The organism is Flavobacterium sp. FlaQc-49, from assembly GCF_044005985.1.
Taxonomy (GTDB): domain Bacteria; phylum Bacteroidota; class Bacteroidia; order Flavobacteriales; family Flavobacteriaceae; genus Flavobacterium; species Flavobacterium cupriresistens.
This window is the reverse complement of record NZ_JBIPCS010000012.1, coordinates 1-17,168: the sequence shown is the minus strand read 5'-3', so window position 1 is coordinate 17,168 and position 17,168 is coordinate 1. Positions and strand designations below refer to the sequence as shown.

Here is a 17,168-nt window from a genome sequence, read left to right as displayed (position 1 = left end):
TTAGATTTTAAAATTGTAATAAAAATTCAATATGTCCGGAGAAAAAGATTTACAGAAGCTATTAAAAAGCATGAAACCCGAACTTAATGAAGGTGAATTTGTTTTTTGTAAAATTGAAACATTAGACACTCTAAATTTGAATGATATTGAAATGTTATTCAGGGAAAAAGAAGCCATTACATTAATTCTGAAAAAAGAAAAAGCAGATGAATTAAAGTTGGAGTATTCCGTTATTATGTCCTGGATCACACTTTCTGTCCATTCGTCATTGGAGGCGATAGGGTTAACGGCCGCATTTTCTAATGCCCTTTCTCAAAAAGGCATTAGTTGCAATGTCGTTGCGGCATTTTATCACGACCATATCTTTGTCAACAAAAAAGAAGCAGAAAAAGCGATGGAGGTTCTTAGTATGTTCTCAAACGGATTATAGAAATTTATACCCTAATGAAATATTTGAAATTCCCGTTTTTAATTCTCTGTTAGAAGCATCCAGATCTGTGAGACCGGCCAGATACCTGTAGTCCAGTGTAAATTTCCATAAATCAACTCCAACGCCACCAAGAACACTACCGTTATTACGTTCAAAAGGAATGTAGTTTAAATTGTTGCTGGCATCTATACTGGAGTAATTTTTCCAATTGTAACCGACAAAAAGTCTAATATTTCCCAGTTTTCCTAGAGGGACAACTTTAAATCCGGCAATCAAGGTAGCATCGGTTCCGGCTACTTCATATTGCGTTTCGCCAATTCCGGTTTGAGAAACGCTGAATTTTGATTGGGTATATCCAAATTCGGCCTGACCATAAAAAAGTAATAAATTTACTCTCGCAAATCCTGCCACACCAATCCCGGTTCCGGAGCTTTTTGAACTAAAATCGTCTGTAACGGCAGAAGTTATATTAGTAGAAAATTGAGGTCCAAATTGTATTAATTGTGCAAAACCATTTACACTTATACATAATAACAATGCTAAAATGAAGTTTTTCATAATTGAAGCTATTCGATTTATATCTGATAAAATTAAATATTATTAACCAGAATTGAATGATAAATTTGAATTATTTTGAGGCTATACCTGAGTGGGATAGTGCTACAAAGTGGTTTGTCATTTTGGAATGGATATTATAAAATGCGCTACATTTGAAAGCATGGAATAAAACAAGAATACTATGGAAATTAGAGAAATAAAAGCGCCACAAACCTGGAAGATTCGCCATGAAGTAATGTGGCCAAACGAGCCTTTTGAATTTGTGCAATTGGCAGAGGATGATTTAGGTTTGCATTTTGGAGTTTTTACAGAAGAAAAGTTAGTTTCGATTGTTTCCTGTTTTATTTCCAATGATGAAATGCAGTTTCGAAAATTAGCCACGCTCGAAGAATATCAAGGAAAAGGAATCGCTTCTGAGTTGTTAAATTATATCCTGAAACTGGCCAAAGAAAAAGGACTTACAAAGGTGTGGTGCAATGCCCGAAGTCATAAAAAAGCATTCTACGAAAAATTTGGAATGAGAGATACTCTTAAAAGTTTTAGTAAGGCAGGTCAAGAGTTTGCAATAATGGAAGTTGTTTTTTAGGCTCAGAGGTACAAAGCCAGAAAAAAACTTTGCGACTTCGCGTCTTTGCGAGCAATAATTTCAAAATATAAAACTCCATTATACTTTTTTGCATTAGCTTACATGATTTATTTTTAAGAGAAATAACCCTTTTAGGACTAAATAAACGATGAATCTATAGGTCAGAAATAAATACGCAACAAGTTGATTATTAGTTTTGTTTAGATTCTTTTCTTCGGGTCATAACGATTTTTATTTGTGAAAAAAATAAATAATGAAATGAAAACGTTTTCGTTTGTCAACACTTGTTAAGACTTTCTTATTTTATTTTTTTTATTCCAATCTTTTATTACATTCGCACTCAAATGAGAAAGTTAGTAGTATTTTTAGTATTCATGAATTTCCTTCTGCTGGGCGGAGGGCAATATCTTAATGCTGAAACACATCTAAATTCTCACCACAATCTTGAGAAAAGACACCGCGTAAAATTCACCAATCAGGATCAGGGCAGCTCAATAATTGAAGATGCAGATGTTGATCTTGACGAAGAATGTGTCGGGAATGATACGCTTAAGAATGGACTTACAAATAAATTTTTTGCAACCAATCATAGCTTAATAGCAGATTTGTATTTGACATTTCCTCGTCAAATTGTTGTAAATTCTTATAGTCGTTTTGAAATTTTAGGCCCATCTTGCGGCCAGCCAAATCCTATTTATATTACTCAGAGAGTTTTAAGAATTTGATTCGACTTATACATCGGTTGCCACAGTGTGATCCTGCATAAGTGTGAATTGTATTTTTAAGATACTTTTTCATTCTACCGTTTCACGTTATATTCTGGCGACTGATTTTATTTTCAGACCTGGGGAATTCCTGTTCCCAGCATTCAATCGCTTAATTTCCATTTATTATACTCATGAAAAGAATTGTCGTGTTAACAGGCTTAGTTGCCTTGTTGTGCCTAACAAGTTGTACATCAAAAAAAGAAGAAAAAGAAGAAGCTGAAAAATTTACAGTTACAAATCCTGTAAAAATTGATACTTCATTTACTAAACAGTATGTTTCGCAGATTAAATCGGTTCGAAACATCGAAATACGTGCTCAAGAAAAAGGTTTCCTCCAAAACATCTACGTAGACGAAGGTCAGTTTGTAAAAGCAGGCCAAATTTTATTCAGAATCATGCCTAAAATGTATGAAGCTGAATTACTTAAAGCGCAAGCTGAACAAAAAGCTGCCGAAATAGAATTACAGAATACCAAAACATTAGCAGATAAAAACATCGTTTCCAGAAACGAACAAGCTGTTGCCATGTCTAAACTTCAGGCAGCAAAAGCAGAAGTGGCCCTTGCAAAACTTCATTTGTCTTTTACCGAAATCAGAGCTCCATTTGACGGAACCATTGACAGGATTCCATTAAAATTAGGAAGCCTTATTGACGAAGGTGAATTATTAACAAGTCTTTCAGACAACAGTCAGATGTTTGCTTATTTTAATGTTTCAGAACCGGAATATCTTCAATATCAGACGAATATTAAAGATCGTGCCGACGCTAAAGTTGGTTTGGTTTTGGCTAATGGGGAAACGTTTAAATACAAAGGGAATGTTGAACTGATCGAAAGTGAATTTAATAACGAAACAGGAAATATTGCCTTTAGAGCGAGATTCCCTAATACCGGAAAATTACTTAGAAACGGGGAGACAGGACAAGTTCAAATGCTTGTACCTCTTAAAAATGCGATTGTGATTCCACAAAAAGCAACCTATGAAATTCAGGATAAAAAATATGTTTTTGTTGTGGATAAAAGCAATAAAGTAAGTTCAAAAGAAATCACCATTACAGGTGAAATCCCTGATTTGTATGTGGTAAGCAGCGGACTTGCTGAAAATGATAAAATTTTACTGGAAGGTGTTCAGAAAGTAAAAGAGAATGATAAAATTCAATATGAATTCCAAGCTCCCGCGAAAGTCATGAATCATTTACGCGTTAAAGCAGAATAGGTCTGATTGGTTTAATCATTAAAAAAATACAAAAATGTTTAATAAATTTATTCAAAGACCTGTACTGTCGATTGTAATATCGTTGATCATTGTCTTTTTAGGGGTATTGTCGGTACTAAATTTACCGATTACCCAATTCCCTTCGATTTCTCCTCCAATGGTAAACGTTACAGCAGATTACCCTGGATCTAACGGAGAGTTGATGATCAAATCGGTTGTTATTCCTTTAGAAAGAGCCCTAAATGGTGTACCGGGAATGAAATATATGACTTCTGATGCCGGTAACGACGGTGAGGCGAGTATACAAGTGGTTTTTAATTTAGGTACAGACCCAAATCAAGCAGCCATTAACGTTCAAAACCGTGTCGCTTCAGTAACCAATAAACTACCTCCGTTAGTAGTAAGAGAGGGAGTAAAGATTACCCGTGAAGTTCCGAGTATGTTGATGTATGTGAATCTTTACAGCACGGATAAAAATACCGACATGAAGTTTCTATACAATTATGCCGATATCAATGTATTGTCAGAATTGAAAAGGGTTAACGGTGTTGGATCAGGAGATATTTTAGGAACTCGTGAATATGCCATGCGTATCTGGTTAAAACCCGATAGAATGTTGGCATATAAAATTTCTGCCGATGAGGTAATGGAAGCATTATCAAGTCAGAGTTTGGAAGCTTCGCCGGGTAAAACAGGAGAAAGTTCAGGTAAACGCTCTCAGGCTTTTGAATATGTATTGAAATATTCGGGGCGTTTTACAAACAAAGAGCAATACGAGAATATTGTAGTACGATCGAATAGCAATGGGGAACTTTTGCGTTTGAAAGATATTGCAAAAGTAGAATTTGGAAGTTCAATGTATGATATTTATTCCAATTTGAATGGAAGACCTTCTGCCGCAATTGTACTAAAACAATCTTTCGGAAGTAATGCCAATCAGGTTATTGAAGATGTAAAAGCCAAGCTGGAAAAAATTAAGCAAAAGTTTCCAAAGGGAATGGAGTATGAAATCTCGTATGACGTTTCTAAATTCCTTGATGCTTCTATCGAAAAAGTAATTCACACTTTGATCGAAGCTTTTATTCTGGTAGGATTAGTGGTATTCCTTTTCTTAGGAGACTGGCGTTCTACCGTTATTCCGGCAATTGCCGTACCGGTTTCGTTGGTTGGAACTTTTGTGTTCATGCAATTTTTTGATATTTCATTGAATTTGATTACGTTATTTGCTTTGGTTTTGGCAATTGGAGTTGTCGTCGATGATGCGATTGTGGTTATTGAAGCCGTTCACGCCAAGATGGAAGAAGAACATCTTTCAGCCTTTAAAGCGACTAAAAAAGCGATGCATGAGATTGCCGGCGCTATTATCGCAATTACGTTCCTGATGGCTGCCGTATTTATTCCGGTTGCCTTTATGTCCGGTCCGGTTGGGGTATTTTACAGACAGTTTTCGATTACAATGGCTACCGCAATTATTCTTTCGGGTATTGTGGCTTTGACTTTGACACCGGCACTTTGTGCAATGATGTTAAAAAACAATCATGGTAAGCCTAAAAAGAAAACACCGGTAAACAGGTTTATAGATGGTTTCAACAATAAGTTTAATCTGGCGCAGGGTAAATACCAAAATGTATTGGCCAAAATTGTAGACAGAAAAGTAGTTACTATAGTAGTTCTTCTTGGTTTTTGTGCCGGAACCTGGTTGGTAAGCAGCACAGTTCCTTCCGGATTTATTCCAAATGAGGATCAGGGAATGTTTTATGCAATTATTCAGACACCACCGGGATCTTCATTAGAAAGAACCAATCATATTGCAGAGGAATTACAGAAAGAAGCCGAAAAAATAGACGGTGTAAAATCAGTTTCTTCATTGGCCGGTTATGAAATTTTGACGGAGGGTACAGGATCGAATGCAGGAACTTGTTTGATCAACCTGAAAGACTGGAACGACAGAAAAGAATCGGTTCAGGAAATTATGATAGAACTCGAAGAACGATCAAAAGACATTCCGGGTGCTAATATTGAATTTTTCCAACCGCCAGCCGTACCGGGATATGGAGCAGCAGGTGGATTTGAACTTCGTTTATTGGATAAAACTGGTACCAGTGATTTCAAAAAACTGGAAGCGGTTAATAAAGAGTTTGTAGAAGAATTAAACAAACGTCCCGAGTTAACTAACGTATTTAGTTTCTTTAGTGCCAGTTTTCCTCAGTATATGATGAAAGTGGACAATGATTTGGCACAACAAAAAGGAGTTTCTATCGAAAATGCGATGAATACCTTGTCCACTCTTGTGGGAAGTAACTATGAAATCAGTTTTATTAAATACGGAATTAATTATAAAGTAATCGTTCAGGCAGCGCCGGAATACCGTGCACAACCGGACGACATTTTAAAACTGTATGTGAAGAATAACCGCGACGAAATGGTGCCGTTTTCTGCCTTCATGAAATTAGAAAAAGTATACGGTCTTTCGGAAATTACGAGACACAATATGTATACGTCTACAGAAATTAGTGGTGGAGCAGCTCCGGGATATAGTTCCGGTACGGCCATTAAAGTAATTCAGGAAGTTGCCGCCAAAAAATTGCCAAGAGGATATGACATTGACTGGGCAGGTATTTCTGCCGATGAGGTGGCACAAGGGAATCAGGCCATTTGGGTATTCTTGATTTGTTTAGGTTTTGTGTACCTGGTTTTGGCTGCGCAATACGAAAGTTTCATTCTTCCGTTATCCGTAATTTTCTCTTTACCGGCAGGTATTTTCGGAGCTTTCCTTTTATTAAAACTAACAGGATTAGAGAACAATATTTATGCACAGGTTGCGATGGTAATGCTTATTGGTTTACTGGGTAAAAATGCCGTATTGATTGTAGAGTTTGCAATCCAAAGACATGCAGCAGGAAAATCAGTTTTTGAGTCGGCTATGGAAGGATCAAAAGCAAGGTTCCGTCCTATTTTAATGACTTCATTTGCTTTTATCGCAGGATTATTACCGCTTGCTTTTGCTACTGGTCCGGGTAAAATCGGTAACAGAACTATTGGTACTGCGGCTGCAGGAGGTATGCTTATAGGAACCATTTGTGGGGTATTCATTATTCCGGGATTGTATTACATTTTTGCCAAAATCTCAGAGAAACACAAATTGGTAAAACATGAAGAAGAAAATCCATTAACAGAAGAAATTGACAATAATCATGTATAAATTTAAGTTACAATATAGTATTGTGTTAGGTCTTTGTCTTGCAGCAGTTAGCTGCAAGGCACCACAGGCCACAGCCGAAACTTCAAATAAAAAGATTGTTCCTGAGGCGTACACTAACAGTAAGGATACAATTAATACCGCTACTATTCCGTGGCGTGATTTCTTTAAAGATCAAAATCTGGTACAGTTGATTGATACGGCACTGAAAAACAATCAGGAATTAATGATCACTTTGCAGGAAATAGAGATTGCGAAAAACGATGTTCGTATTAAAAAAGGAGCGTATCTACCAACTGTTGGTGTGAGAGCAGGTGCAGGAGTAGAGAAAGTAGGAAGATATACAAGTCAGGGAGCCGGTGATGCCACTACAGAAATCAAACCCGGTAAAGAAACACCGGATCCGTTAGGTGATTTTGTAGTTGCTGCTTATGCGAATTGGGAAGTAGATATCTGGAAAAAATTGCGAAATTCTAAGAAAGCAGCAGTGAGCCGATATTTGTCAACCATAGAAGGAAAAAACTTCGTAGTTACCAACCTGATTGCAGAGATCGCCAGTTCGTATTATGAATTATTAGCGCTTGACAGTCAGTTGGATATTGTAAAACAAAATATAGAATTGCAATCGAACGCGTTAGAAATTGTAAAAATCCAAAAACAAGCAGCCAGAGCAACTGAATTAGGCGTTCAGAAATTTCAGGCAGAGGTGATGGATTCTAAAAGCAAAGAGTTTGTTATTCTTCAGCAAATAAAAGAGACGGAAAACAGGATTAACTTTTTGGTGGGTCAATATCCACAGGAAATTAAGCGAGATAGAAACAACTTTTTAAGTTTGTTGCCATCAACAGTTAGTTCCGGAATTCCGTCTCAATTATTGCAGAATCGTCCTGACATTAAACAAGCAGAAATGGAGCTTACAGCTGCAAAACTGGATGTAAAAGTAGCTCGTGCCGAATTTTATCCTTCTCTGGATATTTCAGCGGCGATAGGTGTAAATGCTTTCAATCCATCCTATTTGCTAACGTTTCCGGAGTCGTTATTGTATTCCTTAGCAGGAGATCTTGCCGCACCGTTGATCAACAGAAATGCTATAAAAGCAGAGTTCAGTAACGCCAATGCAAGACAGCTTCAGGCGTTGTACAATTACGATCGTACGGTTTTGAATGCTTATATTGAAGTTTCGAATGAACTTTCAAAAATTAATAATTTAGAAAAAAGCTACGACTTAAAATCAAAACAAGTAGCGGCTTTAAATACTTCTATTGATGTTTCAAATGACTTATTTAAATCTGCCAGAGTAGATTATTTTGAAGTTCTGATGACACAAAGAGATGCTTTAGAATCTAAATTAGAATTGATAGAAACTAAAAAGGACCAATTAAATGCCGCAGTCCATGTTTACAAAGACTTAGGTGGAGGTTGGAAATAAAGAGTGTTTTTGAATTGTAGACAAAAACCTTCCAAGAGTTCGCTCGAGGAAGGTTTTTTATTTTAAAGAAATTTGTTTTTAGCAGATTGTTCCTGTTTCTTAGGACTGTTTTGATCTGTATTTTTTTTGCAGGCTTTTAGTTCAAAAGTTATATTCCTGATTTTTTTAAATTTAAGGTACGATTTGGTCATTGTGTATTGTGTTGAAAATTAGTATATTAGCTTGTTTTTTTCTTGAGCCAATTCCCTTTTGAGCATGCCCCTTTTCTCTATAGGCCTCATAAACCAGCTTTGCAGGTTTTTTAAATTTTCTTTTAAGCACTTGAGTTTTATTTGTAAAAACACTATTCCCTGTACCCATTGGGGTTTAGCTTGTATATTTTTTGAGTATGAACAAATTAAAAACCAAAATGATTTAATTATGAAAAAATTTATCAAATTTAAAAGCATGGTTTTTATTGCTTTTATGTGTTTTTTTCTAACAGGATTGCAAGCACAAAAGAATAAAAAAATGAACGTTTTAGTGATTATGGGTGACGACATCGGTTGGTTTAACCCAAGTTGCTATAATCGAGGCCTTATGGGGTTTAAAACACCTAATATCGATCGCATTGCGAGTGAAGGAGCCTTATTTATGACCTGGTATGCACAGCAAAGTTGTACTGCCGGTCGTGCCGCCTTTATAACAGGGCAATCACCCATCCGGACCGGACTTACAAAAGTTGGAATTCCCGGTGCAGATGTGGGTTTGAAACCCGAAGACCCTACCATCGCAGAATTGTTAAAAGGACAGGGATATGCAACCGGACAATTTGGTAAAAACCATCTTGGAGACAAAGACGAATTCTTACCAACAATGCATGGATTTGATGAGTTTTTCGGTAATCTCTATCATCTTAATGCAGAAGAAGAGCCAGAAAGTCCCGATTATCCAAAGAATCCCGAATTCAAAAAAGCCTTCGAGCCACGTGGTGTAATGCATACTTGGGCGAATGCAGATGGAACACAGAAAATAGAAGATACAGGAGCTCTTACCATTGAAAGAATGAGAACTGTAGACACTGAATTTACCAATGCAGCAATGGATTTTATGGACAAACAAGTTAAGGCCGACAAACCATTCTTTTGTTATTTCAATTCGACCAGGATGCATATTTTTACCCATCTTAGTAAGGAATATGAGGGTAAAACAGGCCTTGGTTTACAGGCTGATGGTATGACGGAGCATGATGATGATATTGGTAAATTACTAAAAAAACTGGATGATCTTGGCATTTCAGAAAATACAATTGTCATCTATACAACCGATAATGGTACCGAATTAATGACATGGCCAGATGGAGGAAGCACTCCTTTTCGAGGAGAAAAAGCAACCAATTGGGAAGGTGGGTATCGCGTACCGACTGTAATTCGCTGGCCTGGTGTAATCAAACCCGGCACAATTTATACTACAGACATGTTTGCACATGAAGATATATTGCCAACAGTGATTGCTGCTGCCGGCGAACCAGATGTAGTGCAGAAGTGTCTTAAAGGATACAAAGTAGGTAAAAAGACCTTTAAAGTACATCTTGATGGATATAATCTGATTCCGTTTTTTAAAGGAGAAGTAAAAGAATCACCGCGTAAAGAATTTATCTATTGGAGTGATGATGGTGATGTTTTTGCTATTCGTTACGGAAGATGGAAAACGGTTTTTATAGAACAAAATAATGAAGGATTGGATATCTGGAGAAAAGAGTTCGAGAAATTAAGACTGCCTAACATATTTGATATGTATATCGATCCATTTGAACGTGGAGACAAATCGTTGCTGTATGATAACTGGCTGGTACACCATGTTTATTTAAATTACGGATCTACTGCTTTAGTGGCAAATTGGCTGCAATCTTTTAAAGAATTTCCGCCAAGACAAAAACCGGCAAGTTTTAATTTAGATGAAGTCATGGCAAAAATGACTCAGGCTAAAAATTAATAAAGAAAAGATTTTTTTAATTGTAAAAAGAAACCTTCCGGAGTTCACTTTCGGAAGGTTTTTTATTTTGCAGCAATTAAAGAATCGTGATACCGGCATTTTTGTACACTTTAAAAATCTCATCCTCCGGAGAAATATTGGTAACCAGTACATCAATGTCTTTAATCGGACAGACAAAATAAGATTCGGCGGTTTCTACTTTTTCAACAGAACTTATGCCTATTACAAAATTTGAGTTTTGAATCATATTCTGTTTAATTTGAGAATCTTCATAAAAAACTCCTGTAATACCTCTTTCATGATGGATACTGCAGATTCCCAAAATGCAAATATCTGCCCTGAAATTTCTGAAGAAATCTATCGTTTCAATACTGGCCGTTGCAAAAGAGATTTTACACATTTTTCCTCCGGCAAAGATTAATTCAATATTAGGTAAATCCTCAACCAACACTGCTACGGGAAAACTATTAGTAACGACCGTTAATTTCAGATCATAAGGAAAACTCGCCACTAAAGCCAACGAGGTAGTTCCACCATCAATAAATACAACTTGCCCGTCTTTAAGATAGGAGATCGCTTTTTCGGCAATAATTTTTTTGTTTTCAAGATCGTGTTTTTCTCTTTTTCGATAATGCAGCGGAATTGGAGAAGGAGCAACAGCACCCCCACGAACCGCTTTTAGAAGCCCTTGATCCGAAAGTTCTTTTAAGTCGCGTCTGATAGTGTCTTCTGAAACACTCAGAAACTCACTCAATTCTATTGAAGTTACACGATGTTCTTTAGACAAATAGTCTAAAATTATTTTCTGACGCTCCTCTTTTTTCATTTATTTTGCAAATTTATATTGCAAAAATAAGTTAATTATTGCAATATGTTGCGACTTTTGCATAATTTTGTTGCAATAAAAACTTAAAAAATATGAATAAGAAAACAATTGCAATTGATATGGATGGCGTGATTGCCGATATCGAAACCCATTTAATTACCTTTTATAAGGAAAAACACGGGATAGAAATCTCGAGAGAAGGCATTCAGGGTTTAAGTGAGGAAAAAGCATTTCCGATTAAAGAAGATTTGCACAGTATTGTGAATTCTAAGGGTTTCTTTCGAACAATTCCGGTAATGCCTGATGCAGTCGAAAGTTTGCGTTTATTACAGGAAAATTTTGAAATCTTTATCGTTTCTGCTGCGATGGAATTTCCGGTGTCACTCGGAGAAAAATTCGAATGGCTCAAAGAACATTTTCCTTTTATTGGCTGGGAAAACATCATTTTATGCGGAAGCAAAAGAATCATCAATACAGACTATATGATTGATGATCATCCAAAGAATTTAGATTCATTTACGGGCAAACCAATTATGTTTACTTCATTCCACAATACAGAGAAAGAAAACTATTTGCGGGTAAATACATGGAAAGAAGCTGTAGCTTTTTTACACCAAACATTGTAAACGCGAGAGAACTTTAGGAATCAGGAGTTTGTTCGGGATTAAATATGAAATTCCAATTTTTGAAATTCCAAATTCCAAAATCTATGGGTATAATTGCGTTTTTTGAAGAGAAAAGCCTTTCGGAAGTGCACTCCCGAAAGGCTTTTTTTATTTTATGTAAACAAGAGTTAGGTGTAAAATTCCAATTAAAAAAATCTGTGCAATCTGCTAAATCTGCGTGCAAAAAAATTAGGTATAAATTAAAAAGGAGTCATAATGCTATAATTAAACTTTGCGTGCGGTTAAACTATAATTGCCAGATCGCGCTTAATGATCAAGCCCCCCTAATCCATAAAACATTTTACGATATTCAGACGGACTAAATCCCCTGTGTTTTTTAAACATATTGTTCAAGTGACTTTTATCAGTAAACCCAAATTCGTCTGCAATTTCATTGATGCGCATATGGGTATGTAACAAACGATTTTCAATTAAATTGAGTTTATAAGTAGTTTGATATTGCTGCAAGGTTTCATTGGTATGCTTGCGAAAAAAACGTCCCAGATAACTTTCAGAAATCCCAAATTTGGTACCGATATGCTCCCCTCTGAGTTTTTCGGGATTGTAAATATTGGCTTGAACATATTGCAAAATCTGAATCACTTTCTGATCACTTTGATCGTTTATTTTCTCCGGAAGACTTAGCATAACATTTCGGGCCACGATAACCAACAAAGTATTGATGTATTGTGTAAGCAACTCCTTTTGATACAATCCTTTGGTTTGATGTTCTCTTATAATGGCCTCTATCAACGGATGAACAATTTTTTTATCATCGTCGCTTTTTAATACACAACCGGGTTCATGTGAAGCATTTTTGAGAATCACTTCTATTTGTCTGAGGATTTCCTGTTGCGAAGTTCTGTTCAAATAAACCGTATTAAATCGGATAGAAAACAATTGTGTAGGTTCTTCAAACTCCAGTCTATGAGAATCCTTTGGAGTCAAAAGAAACAAATGACCTTGTTCATAGGCAAACGTGTGGTCAGCAAAATGTTGTAATCCATTTCCCTTCACAATATATACAAGTTCAAAAAAACTATCGGTTTGTTCGCTTTTTTGCGATTGATCTACTAATTCTATAAGAACCAATTCATAAGGTTCGTGTCGCACATTATTTTTCATAATAAAGAATACCTTTTAGAATACTGAAATATAATAATTTGCAATCAAATATTGCTGAATTTTGTAAGATATATTTTTGAATTAGGAGGAAATGATACGTCCTATAAAGTTAAAACAGCTAAAATTTAGAATGGTTTGGCTCTGAATTAAAAGGAAGGGAACTGTTTTTAGTATCGATTTTTGAGAAACGATTCGCTACAATCTCGTCCTTTCTTTTTTAAATTATTTGTGTGATTTGAGGTATGAGAAATCACAACCAATATTCGACTACCGTTCGTCCTTAGCTTGAGTGATTTCTCCTTCGTTGAAAGGACAAAAAAGGAGAACGTTTTCTTTAAAGTAAAGTTTGTTACTATTTAATTCATTCTCGACTTTTGAGATACAAACCAAAAATGTTCTCAAGAATCTAGAAGCTTTTTAGTTGTTTTTTGATAAAAAATCACGGAACCACATTCCCGATTGTTTGATGGTTCTTTTTTGAGTATCAAAATCAATATGGATCAATCCGAATCGGGCGTTGTATCCTTCTGCCCATTCAAAATTATCCGTAAGGCTCCATACAAAGTAACCATCGACATTGTAACCGTCTTTTTTGGCTTTAAGTAATTGCTCTAAATGATCCTGAATATAATGTGTCCGTTTGATGTCATATACTTTTCCGTTTTTGACAATATCCGGGAAAGCGGCACCATTTTCGGTAATAATGATTTTCTTGATGTTTTTGTAGGCGTTAAACCTTTTTATAATATGATATAGGGCAGGAGGGTAGACTTCCCAACCCATTTCGGTCGCGATTACATTTCTTTTTTCGGCACTTACCAGTTCAGCACCAATATAAGGAATCAATAAAGAGGCCCTTACTACTTCTCTGGTGTAACATTGTAAACCTATAAAATCAAAATCAAAAGACATATTGTTTAAATCATCTTCGAGTATATAACTTTTGAGTTTTTTAAGAACGGCTAAATCCTCTTTGGGATAGCCAAGTCCTAAAATGGGTTCTATAAAAGTTCTGTTTAGTAAAGTATCTACTCGTTTTGCGGCTTCAATATCTTTTGGTTTGTCCGTTTCGGGTTCGATATGGGTACACGAAAAGGTAGTCCCTATATTAGCCTCAGGCAGTCTGTTTCGTATTATTTTAGCACCAGCTGCGGTAGATAACGTTACATGATGCATGGCTTTCAAATAATTGGTCAACCCTTTTCTTCCCGGAGCATGAATCCCAAGAAAATAACCGGCACCTGTAAAAACAGAGGGTTCGTTAATGACCATCCAGTTTTTTACTCGGTCTCCAAAATAGTGTACACAGACTTCTGTATATTCCGAAAACCAGGTAACCGATTCGCGATTGGTCCATCCGCCTTTTTCTTCTAAGGCATGCGGAAGGTCCCAATGGTAAAGAGTAACCCAAGGTTCGATATTACATTCCAGTAAAAAATCAATGATTTTATTGTAGTAATCAATTCCGGATTGGTTTACAGGATGACTTCCATTTGGCATTATGCGAGGCCAACTGATCGAAAATCTAAAATTCGGAATATTCAGTTCCCGAATTAAAGCAATGTCGTTTTTATAATGGGTATAGAAATCACAAGCCGATAAGGCGTGATGGCCATTCTTTATTTTACCTTTTTGCGACGTAAAAACATCCCAAATCGAAGCTCCTTTGCCATCAGCATCATGAGCTCCTTCAATTTGAAAAGCGGCAGTAGATACACCCCACAAGAAATCCTCTCCAAATTGTTCTTTATTTAAAAGTGCGTTTTCTGTTTTACTCATTTAAATGCTGCTTTCCTTTATAGGGGAGGGTTTATTAATGTAGGAAAGAAGATTGCATTGCTTTTAAGAAAAGCCATTCTTTAAAGGAGACGAAAAATTTTAGATTAAAGAGTTTCATAACGATTAGTTTTATTCAAATTAATAAAATTAATATAAACTAATGGTAATGTGAGTGTTATGAAATAGTTAACGATGCTGTTTTACGCTTATAATGGGAGTAGTTTCATAGCTTTTTATAGGGTATTATAATTTATTGTAAGATAAAGATTTAAATGGTATTAAAGTTTAGCAAAATCTATGGGATTCATTAAAGAGTGTTTAGAGTTTAAATATTTACAGTAATTAATTTTAAATCATCAAAAAGAAAGAATATTCCTTCTTTTTGATGGTTATTTCTAACTTTATTTTATTAATTTAAAAATAGATACATTATGTCAGAAGTTAAAAATGATTGCATTGTTCCAATAACATCTTTCACGCCAATTCAAGGACCAATTGGTACAGTTATTACTGCAATAGTTCCAAGTCAAGAAGTAATAGTAGACCCCGATGGTTATTCAATAGTCGGTACTTTTACCGGAGAAGGAGGTACGTCTTTCACAGCAGATGCGGACGTATTAGATTGGAAAAAATGTACGAAGTTCTCTATTACGGTACCTGAAAACCTTGAAAAAGGACATCTGTACTCTTTTAAAATTAAATTTACTGTTTTATATGAAGATTCAAAAGGGGGAACTTATTCTGAAACTTTTGTCTTTGAAAGTGCCAGTCCTTTCCTTGTTACTCTGGTGTAAGGTTGGAGCGTATTTATAATTAAAGAATATTGTGCTAATTTTTATGGGATAACATTTTATTTAATGAGGGATTTTATATTCCTCATTTTTTACTGTTTTAGTTACCGTAAACAATCTTAGAGGTATTCTTTTTTTGTACTCCATATGTTTTTCATCTGATTCTTTGCAAAATTATTTTGACAGGAAAGAAGCAGCTAATTTTGTTTTGGAAAATATTGTTTTTTGTTTGTCCGCCAGTAAAATAAATTTACTTAACTTTTGCTTTTATTTTTAATACTGAAATTAACCACTTGAATTAAGAAGGAAACAGATGTCAAACAGAAGAGATTTTATAAAAAAAACAACTTTAGGAACGCTTGCCATAAGTTCGGTCTTAGGCTATAACGGATTTGCAAAAAACAAAGAAGAAGAAATTGATACTCCAATAAAAAAGCAGAAGAAACCGGTAATTATCTCGACATGGAATCACGGTTTACCTGCTAATGAAGAAACTTGGAAACAGTTGAAAGCAGGAAAACCACCTTTGGATGCCATTGAAGCAGGTATGAAAATTCCTGAAGCAGATCCGAAAGTTCGAAGTGTTGGTTATGGCGGATACCCCGATCGGGAAGGAAAAGTAACTTTAGATGCCTGTATTATGGATCACCATAGTAATTGTGGCTCTGTTTGTTTTCTGCAAGGAATTATGCATCCTATTTCAGTAGCAAAACGAGTATTGCAGAATACACCCCATGTAATGTTGGCAGGGCAGGGAGCACTTCAGTTTGCCTTGTCTGAAGGTTTTAAAGAAGAAAATCTATTAACTGCCGAAGCTGAAAAAGACTGGAAAAAATGGTTGGAAGATTCTAAATACAAACCGGTTATAAACATAGAAAATCACGATACCATTAGTATGTTAATGTTAGATCAGGATGGAAACCTCTCAGGGGGATGTACCACAAGCGGAGCAGCCTGGAAGATGCACGGTCGCGTGGGCGACTCCCCTATAATCGGTGCAGGTCTTTTTCTGGATAACGAGGTAGGAGCAGCTGCAGCAACTGGTCTTGGAGAAGCTGTAATCCGAACTGCCGGAAGCGCGATGGTAGTCGAACTAATGCGTCAGGGGAAATCTCCTTTGGAAGCGTGTAAAGAAATCACAGAACGTATTTACAACAAACATAAAAACCATAAAGACATGGAATACCTGCAAGTCGGGTTTATTGCCTTGAATAAAAATGGTGAACATGCAGGTTATAGTTTGAGATCCGGATTTAACTACGCCATTTCTGATGAGGAAAAAGGGCATAGAATGGAAGATGCTAAGTTTAGGATGTCTTAGGTTTTAGTTTTGGATTTCAGGTTTTAAGTTTCAGGTTTCAAGTTTCAGGTTTCGACTGAAAACTGAGACTGAGACTATTTTCTGTGTCAGCGTTCAGTTTTCATTCTCAGACGCATTAATGTCACCCTGAGCGAAGTCGAAGGCTTGCTAGTTGTAAAGGGCTTCGACTTCGCTCAGCCTGACAGTTGGGGGTTTAGTCTGAGGTTTCAGGTTTCAGGTTTCAAGTTTCAGGTTTCGACTGAAAACTGAGACTGGGACTATGTTTATCTATTAGCGTTCAGTCTTCATTCTCGGGCGCATTGATGTCACCCTGAGCGAAGTCGAAGGCTTGCTAGTTGTAAAGGGCTTCGATTTCGCTCAGCATGACAGTTTTGGGCTTTTAGTTTCAAGTTTCAAGTTTCAAGTTGCGACTGAAAACTGCGACTATTTCCTCTTTCAGTTTTCATTTTCGGGTACATTGATGTCACCCTGAGCGGAGTCGAAGGCTTGCTAGTTGTAAAGGGC

General features: G+C 36.2%; 15 protein-coding genes. 10 read left to right on the top strand and 5 right to left on the bottom strand.

Features of this window, described 5'->3' with window-relative positions:
* Positions 1-31: 31 nt before the first annotated feature.
* Entirely contained in the window at positions 32-430 is a 399-nt protein-coding gene (locus ACHRV3_RS19335; RefSeq protein WP_047778655.1) for an ACT domain-containing protein, read from the top strand.
* Here ACHRV3_RS19335 and ACHRV3_RS19330 read toward each other — a convergent pair.
* On the bottom strand, positions 425-988 hold the full coding sequence (locus tag ACHRV3_RS19330) for a porin family protein (protein WP_230002886.1): 564 nt from the start codon (positions 986-988) through the stop codon (positions 425-427). The genes ACHRV3_RS19335 and ACHRV3_RS19330 overlap by 6 nt on opposite strands.
* Positions 989-1,169: 181 nt before the next feature.
* Between ACHRV3_RS19330 and ACHRV3_RS19325 the strand changes: the two genes are divergently transcribed.
* The 5 genes from ACHRV3_RS19325 (at position 1,170) to ACHRV3_RS19305 (ending at position 8,183) form a co-directional block, all read left to right on the top strand.
* Positions 1,170-1,574, top strand: a complete 405-nt coding sequence (locus ACHRV3_RS19325; protein ID WP_395435567.1) for a GNAT family N-acetyltransferase — start codon at positions 1,170-1,172, stop codon at positions 1,572-1,574.
* A 344-nt stretch (positions 1,575-1,918) separates the two neighbouring features.
* Complete coding sequence (locus tag ACHRV3_RS19320; RefSeq protein ID WP_230002884.1) at positions 1,919-2,299, top strand: hypothetical protein; 381 nt, start codon at positions 1,919-1,921, stop codon at positions 2,297-2,299.
* 173 nt (positions 2,300-2,472) lie between these two features.
* Positions 2,473-3,555: an efflux RND transporter periplasmic adaptor subunit gene (locus tag ACHRV3_RS19315; protein WP_395435566.1), complete on the top strand. Its 1,083-nt coding sequence runs from the start codon at positions 2,473-2,475 to the stop codon at positions 3,553-3,555.
* Between the two features lie 34 nt (positions 3,556-3,589).
* Positions 3,590-6,757 (top strand): efflux RND transporter permease subunit, encoded by a 3,168-nt coding sequence (locus ACHRV3_RS19310; RefSeq protein WP_230002882.1) that lies wholly within the window; start codon positions 3,590-3,592, stop codon positions 6,755-6,757.
* Positions 6,750-8,183, top strand: coding sequence for a TolC family protein (locus ACHRV3_RS19305; RefSeq protein WP_230002881.1), 1,434 nt, complete (start codon positions 6,750-6,752; stop codon positions 8,181-8,183). The genes ACHRV3_RS19310 and ACHRV3_RS19305 overlap by 8 nt, the downstream gene beginning before the upstream one ends.
* Before the next feature lie 171 nt (positions 8,184-8,354).
* On the opposite strand, the gene ACHRV3_RS19300 is transcribed toward ACHRV3_RS19305, so the two are convergent.
* Positions 8,355-8,543, bottom strand: a complete 189-nt coding sequence (locus ACHRV3_RS19300) for a hypothetical protein (protein ID WP_395435565.1) — start codon at positions 8,541-8,543, stop codon at positions 8,355-8,357.
* A 60-nt stretch (positions 8,544-8,603) separates the two neighbouring features.
* Between ACHRV3_RS19300 and ACHRV3_RS19295 the strand changes: the two genes are divergently transcribed.
* Positions 8,604-10,157 (top strand): arylsulfatase, encoded by a 1,554-nt coding sequence (locus ACHRV3_RS19295; protein WP_395435564.1) that lies wholly within the window; start codon positions 8,604-8,606, stop codon positions 10,155-10,157.
* A gap of 76 nt (positions 10,158-10,233) precedes the next feature.
* Here the strand turns inward: ACHRV3_RS19295 and ACHRV3_RS19290 are convergent, their stop codons facing one another.
* Positions 10,234-10,983: a DeoR/GlpR family DNA-binding transcription regulator gene (locus tag ACHRV3_RS19290; RefSeq protein WP_395427472.1), complete on the bottom strand. Its 750-nt coding sequence runs from the start codon at positions 10,981-10,983 to the stop codon at positions 10,234-10,236.
* A gap of 92 nt (positions 10,984-11,075) precedes the next feature.
* Between ACHRV3_RS19290 and ACHRV3_RS19285 the strand changes: the two genes are divergently transcribed.
* Positions 11,076-11,609 (top strand): 5'(3')-deoxyribonucleotidase, encoded by a 534-nt coding sequence (locus ACHRV3_RS19285; RefSeq protein ID WP_230002878.1) that lies wholly within the window; start codon positions 11,076-11,078, stop codon positions 11,607-11,609.
* A 306-nt stretch (positions 11,610-11,915) separates the two neighbouring features.
* Here the strand turns inward: ACHRV3_RS19285 and ACHRV3_RS19280 are convergent, their stop codons facing one another.
* Both ACHRV3_RS19280 and ACHRV3_RS19275 read right to left on the bottom strand, forming a co-directional pair.
* Positions 11,916-12,773, bottom strand: a complete 858-nt coding sequence (locus tag ACHRV3_RS19280; protein ID WP_395435563.1) for an AraC family transcriptional regulator — start codon at positions 12,771-12,773, stop codon at positions 11,916-11,918.
* A gap of 417 nt (positions 12,774-13,190) precedes the next feature.
* Positions 13,191-14,552: a GH1 family beta-glucosidase gene (locus ACHRV3_RS19275; RefSeq protein ID WP_395435562.1), complete on the bottom strand. Its 1,362-nt coding sequence runs from the start codon at positions 14,550-14,552 to the stop codon at positions 13,191-13,193.
* Positions 14,553-14,983: 431 nt separating this feature from the next.
* Here ACHRV3_RS19275 and ACHRV3_RS19270 point away from each other — a divergent pair, with 431 nt between their 5' ends.
* Both ACHRV3_RS19270 and ACHRV3_RS19265 read left to right on the top strand, forming a co-directional pair.
* Positions 14,984-15,346: a hypothetical protein gene (locus tag ACHRV3_RS19270; RefSeq protein WP_395435561.1), complete on the top strand. Its 363-nt coding sequence runs from the start codon at positions 14,984-14,986 to the stop codon at positions 15,344-15,346.
* A 310-nt stretch (positions 15,347-15,656) separates the two neighbouring features.
* Complete coding sequence (locus tag ACHRV3_RS19265) at positions 15,657-16,664, top strand: isoaspartyl peptidase/L-asparaginase family protein (RefSeq protein WP_395435560.1); 1,008 nt, start codon at positions 15,657-15,659, stop codon at positions 16,662-16,664.
* Positions 16,665-17,168: the final 504 nt, after the last annotated feature.